At 73.0% G+C, this 4131-nt stretch carries 8 protein-coding genes; 7 read left to right on the forward strand and 1 reads right to left on the reverse strand.

The window, feature by feature from the left end:
* On the forward strand, positions 1-283 hold a 283-nt coding region (locus tag CCN44_RS35955), incomplete at its 5' end, for a carboxymuconolactone decarboxylase family protein (protein WP_208639911.1).
* A 56-nt stretch (positions 284-339) separates the two neighbouring features.
* Complete coding sequence (locus CCN44_RS35960) at positions 340-732, forward strand: RidA family protein (protein ID WP_059247114.1); 393 nt, start codon at positions 340-342, stop codon at positions 730-732.
* A 123-nt stretch (positions 733-855) separates the two neighbouring features.
* Here the strand turns inward: CCN44_RS35960 and CCN44_RS35965 are convergent, their stop codons facing one another.
* Positions 856-1572, reverse strand: coding sequence for a universal stress protein (locus tag CCN44_RS35965; RefSeq protein WP_086702801.1), 717 nt, complete (start codon positions 1570-1572; stop codon positions 856-858).
* Between the two features lie 264 nt (positions 1573-1836).
* Between CCN44_RS35965 and CCN44_RS47950 the strand changes: the two genes are divergently transcribed.
* The 5 genes from CCN44_RS47950 to CCN44_RS35985 all read left to right on the forward strand — a co-directional run.
* A complete protein-coding gene (locus CCN44_RS47950; RefSeq protein ID WP_223284023.1) occupies positions 1837-1917 on the forward strand; it encodes a tryptorubin family RiPP precursor in 81 nt (26 codons plus the stop codon).
* A gap of 117 nt (positions 1918-2034) precedes the next feature.
* A complete protein-coding gene (locus CCN44_RS35970; RefSeq protein ID WP_086702804.1) occupies positions 2035-3081 on the forward strand; it encodes a cytochrome P450 in 1047 nt (348 codons plus the stop codon).
* Between the two features lie 86 nt (positions 3082-3167).
* Positions 3168-3728: a quercetin 2,3-dioxygenase gene (locus tag CCN44_RS35975; RefSeq protein ID WP_059247117.1), complete on the forward strand. Its 561-nt coding sequence runs from the start codon at positions 3168-3170 to the stop codon at positions 3726-3728.
* A gap of 5 nt (positions 3729-3733) precedes the next feature.
* On the forward strand, positions 3734-3880 hold the full coding sequence (locus tag CCN44_RS35980; RefSeq protein WP_086702807.1) for a DUF1427 family protein: 147 nt from the start codon (positions 3734-3736) through the stop codon (positions 3878-3880).
* Positions 3877-4131: DUF1427 family protein (locus CCN44_RS35985; protein WP_208639912.1), on the forward strand; the 255-nt coding region annotated here is incomplete at its 3' end. The genes CCN44_RS35980 and CCN44_RS35985, both read left to right, overlap by 4 nt.

Consider the following 4131-nt stretch of genomic DNA (forward strand, 5'->3'; position numbering starts at 1 on the left):
CACCCGGGCCGCGCTGCGGGCGGGGGACACCCCGCAGCGCCTCGGTGTCCTCGCCGCCTGGCGCGACACCGACCTGTTCACGCCCGCCGAACGCGCCGCCCTCGCCCTCGCCGAGGCGACCACCGCCGCGGCCGACGGCGCCGCCCAGGACGCCGCCCGTGCGGCGGCGCGCGAGGTCCTGACCGACGATCAGACGGCGGCCGTGATCTGGGTCGCCGTCACCATCAACGCGTTCAACCGGGTCTCGATCATGAGCCGGCACCCCGTGCGGGCGGAGGGCTGAGGCGGCGACGCGGTGATCGATGGACGGATCGGTGCTGGTCACCTAGCGTTCCGCGCATGACGGAACGACGCGCGATACTCAGCGGCTCCACCTTCGAGGAGCAGATCGGTTACGCCCGTGCCGTGGTCGACGGGGACTGGGTGCATGTCTCCGGGACCACCGGCTTCGACTACACCGCCATGACCATCTCCGACGACGTGGTGGAGCAGGCCGAACAGTGCCTGCGAAACATCGGGGCCGCGCTGGCCGAGGCGGGGTGCGGCTTCGCCGATGTGGTGCGGGTGCGCTATCTGCTGCCGGACCGCGCGGACTTCGAGCCCTGCTGGCCGGTGCTGCGCCGCTGTTTCGGCGAGGTCCGGCCGGCCGCCACCATGCTGGAGTGCGGCCTCGCCGACCCCCGGATGAAGATCGAGATCGAGGTCTACGCCCGCCGCCCGACCGGGGACTGAGCAGGGCTCAGGGGGAGTGCGGGCGGCCCGCCGCCGTAGCACGGAACAGGCCGCCACGGACCCCGGTCACCGGCCCGCGCCCGCCTCGCCGGCCGCCGGGTCCGACGGACGGGCCCCCGCCGGTCACCGCCCCGCCGTCGCCCGGTCGGGCGGTGCCACCAGGTCGCTGCGCCGGAGGATCCGGGCCTCGCGCGGCAGCAGCCGGGGGCCGGCCACGACCAGGACCTCGCACTCGGCCCGGGCCGGCACGAACCGGTGCACCGGCCTGCGGTGCAGCCGGGCGAACGGGCCCCGCGGCCGGGCCATGCCGATGACCAGCAGGTCGTCCGGGGACGCGGCGATCGAGCACAGCACCGGCCCCGCCGACCCCCTGACCACGCGTCGTACGATCCTCAGGTCCGCCGGAGGCCCGCCCGCCGCCAGGTCGAAGGCCCGCTCCAGCCGCTGTCGCGCGTCGTCGGCCCACAGGCGGGCCCAGGACGGCTCCGGCTGGCGCAGATAGAGGGCCTCGCCCTCCGGAGGTTCCCAGGCCCGGACCGCCACCAGCGTCCGGCCGGTGGCGCGGGCCTCCTGAATGCCGCGGCGTAACGCGGCGAGTCCTGCGAGTGAGTCGCTCACCCCGACGACGACCTTCCCCGTTCGCTCGTCACCTGAGGGTTCGTGTGGTGCCATGCCGCCCACGTTAGGAAGGCCAATCTCGCTCGGGCAAAGTCCAATCGGGGAAAAGTGGCCTTGATCGCAGCCGAGGTGTGCGGGTCCATATCTCGCCAATGTGGGGCCGACGGGCCGGTCGACGGAGACGCGGCGCGCGTCCGCTCTCGGTGACGGACCGTCCGGCATCCGGGCGGTCGGCGGCGTCCGCCAGCAGCGGAGGGAGCCTCCGGCGGCGGTACGGCTCCCGCGTGCCGGGTGGTACGTCAAACCGGAGCGCCGATGATCGGCGAAAGTCTGAAACCGACTGCCTGGCCGCGATTTTGAACTCCCTGGTGATTAATCGGTCAACGATCACGGGAAGGTTCCGGGGCGTCGCCGACACGTGATCTTCACCGGCCCGCTCCGGTGCGGCGCGTGTCACCCGTCCGTCCCCCGAGGGGAGGTGCAGTGATGAAGCTCCTTTTCGCCCTCCGCAACCGCGTTGCCGCCGCCAAGAGCCTCAAGGCCAACGCCTGGTACCTCTGGTACTGATCCCGCACCCGCCGCTGTAGCGGTGACATCGTTGTCCGGCCGCACCGCGACGCGGTCCGGCCGGGCGGCGGTGTCCCGTCGTGCCGCGGCCTTCACCGCCCCCGTACCGGAGGAGCCATGCCGCCGTCATCCACCGCGCGTGCGCGCGCCACCGTGTTCGCCCCGCGGCTCGCCGCGCTCATCGGCGACCACCTGGGCCAGGACGTCTTCCGGCTCGAACCCGACACCGTCGGGGTCGCGGGACACGAGGTCGCCGACCGCATCCTGGCCGCGCGCCGGGCGACCGAGACCGAACGCCCCACCTTCAAACCGCTGCACGGACGGTCCATCACCCGCAGCGAGGCGTCCGCGGTCACCCGCACCATCGCCAACGACGTGCGCGAGGCCCTGGCCCGGCCGCTGCCCGAGGACGTGGATCTGGCCGGTCCCTGGCCGCTGACCGGGCACCTCTTCCTGCGCGATCTGATACTCGGCCAGGACCCCTACCGGCTGCGGATGCTGATGAGCCGCAACCTCGAACTCACCCCCAAGCTCACCTGGTCGGTGATCGCGGTCGGTGCCGCCCTGCCCGGCTGGCCCCGCCCGGACGCCCGGCTCACCGGCCTCGCCGACCGCGCGGCGCGGGCGCGGGGGTACCAGGAGCGGCGGTACGCCATGGGGATGTACCGCAGGGCCGCTGCGCCCGTGTGCTTCACCGTCTCCACCCTGGTGGCCAACGCCCTCTGGCTCGGCTCCCCGTTCGACGACGGCATGTCCCCTCGCCACATCATCCTGGAGTCGCTGCGGCTGCTGCCGCCGTCCTGGAACATCCTGCGCAACGCCTCGCCCGAGTATCCGGCGATCGACGGCCGGATCGGCGAGCGCGACGACGTCCTGCTGCTGCCGCTGCTCTCCCACCGGGACCCCGCTCTCTGGGACGATCCGGACGCCTTCCGTCCGGAGCGCTGGGACGGCCTCGACCCGGACACCGCCCCGGGCTACCTGCCCTTCGGGCACTCGTCGGAACGCTGCTGGGGCCGGCACATGGTCATGCCGCTGGCCGAGCTGCTGCTGGACCTGATCCGCGGTTCCGGGCTGGTGGTCGACCCCGGTCAGCGGGTCGGCAAGGTTCCGCTGCTGGGCCTGCTGGGCGTGGAGGAGGTACGGCTGATCCGGTCACGCTAGCGGGGCAGCGGACCGGCGGGGCACCGTTGGGTGCGGCTGCAATGTCAGGTAGCCTGACATTGCCACGTCGGAACCGGAGGCTCTGCATGACCATCGAGTACGCCACCCGCCACCGCGCCCGCTCCTTCATCCCGCCGGAGCCGGGCAAGCCCTACTTCATCGAGAAGGGGCTGGGCGACCGCGCGCACCTGTTCGGTGACCTCGTCACGATCTACGCGGGCGGCGAACAGACCGAGAACACCTTCAACTTCTTCACCTGCGAAGGCCCCAAGGGGGAGCTGATCCCCGCCCACTCCCACGCGGACACCTACGAGGTCTTCTACATCACCCAGGGCGCCGTACGGCTCTTCGTGGAGGACCTGGAGGGCGAACAGCACGAGAAGCTGCTCACCCCCGGGGACTTCGGCTTCGTCCCGAAGAACTGCACCCACGCCTACCGCATGGAACGCCACCACTCACAGGTCGTCGGCGTCGCCGCCGGGCCGGGCGGCACCTTCGAGCGGTTCTTCGAGACCCTCGGCACACCGGCCGACGAACTGGGCCTGCCGGCCCGGCCCTTCGTCCCCGCCCCGGAGAAGTTCGCGACCGTGCCCGGACAGTACGACGTCCGCTTCCTCCCCGACCACCAGTGGCGCACCGGGAGCTGACCGCTGTGCCGTACGTCGAGGCGCTGTCGGCGGGCGTCCTGGTCGGCGCCCTGTACGCGCTGCTGCGGGTCGGGTCGCCGGCGCCACCGCCCGTCGCCCTGTTCGGCCTGCTCGGCATGCTGCTCGGGCAGACGCTGTTGGAGACGTGGTGAGACCGCCGACCGGGGCGCGGCGGGCCGCCGTCGCCGCTTTCCTGCGCGCCGCCGCTCCCGCCTTGGCCGCAGGCGCGCTCATGGGCGCCGTCTACTGGTCCCTCGGCCTGCGCTCACCCGCCCCGCCCCTGCTGGGCCTGACCGGCCTGCTGGGCATCGTGATCGGCGAACGCGCGGTGTCGGCGCTGCGGCGGCGCGGCCGGGCAGCCGGACCGGCGCCTGTTGTCGGAGCGGCGCCTGTTGTCGGAGCG

This window comes from Streptomyces tricolor (assembly GCF_002155905.1).
Classification (GTDB): Bacteria; Actinomycetota; Actinomycetes; order Streptomycetales; family Streptomycetaceae; genus Streptomyces; species Streptomyces tricolor.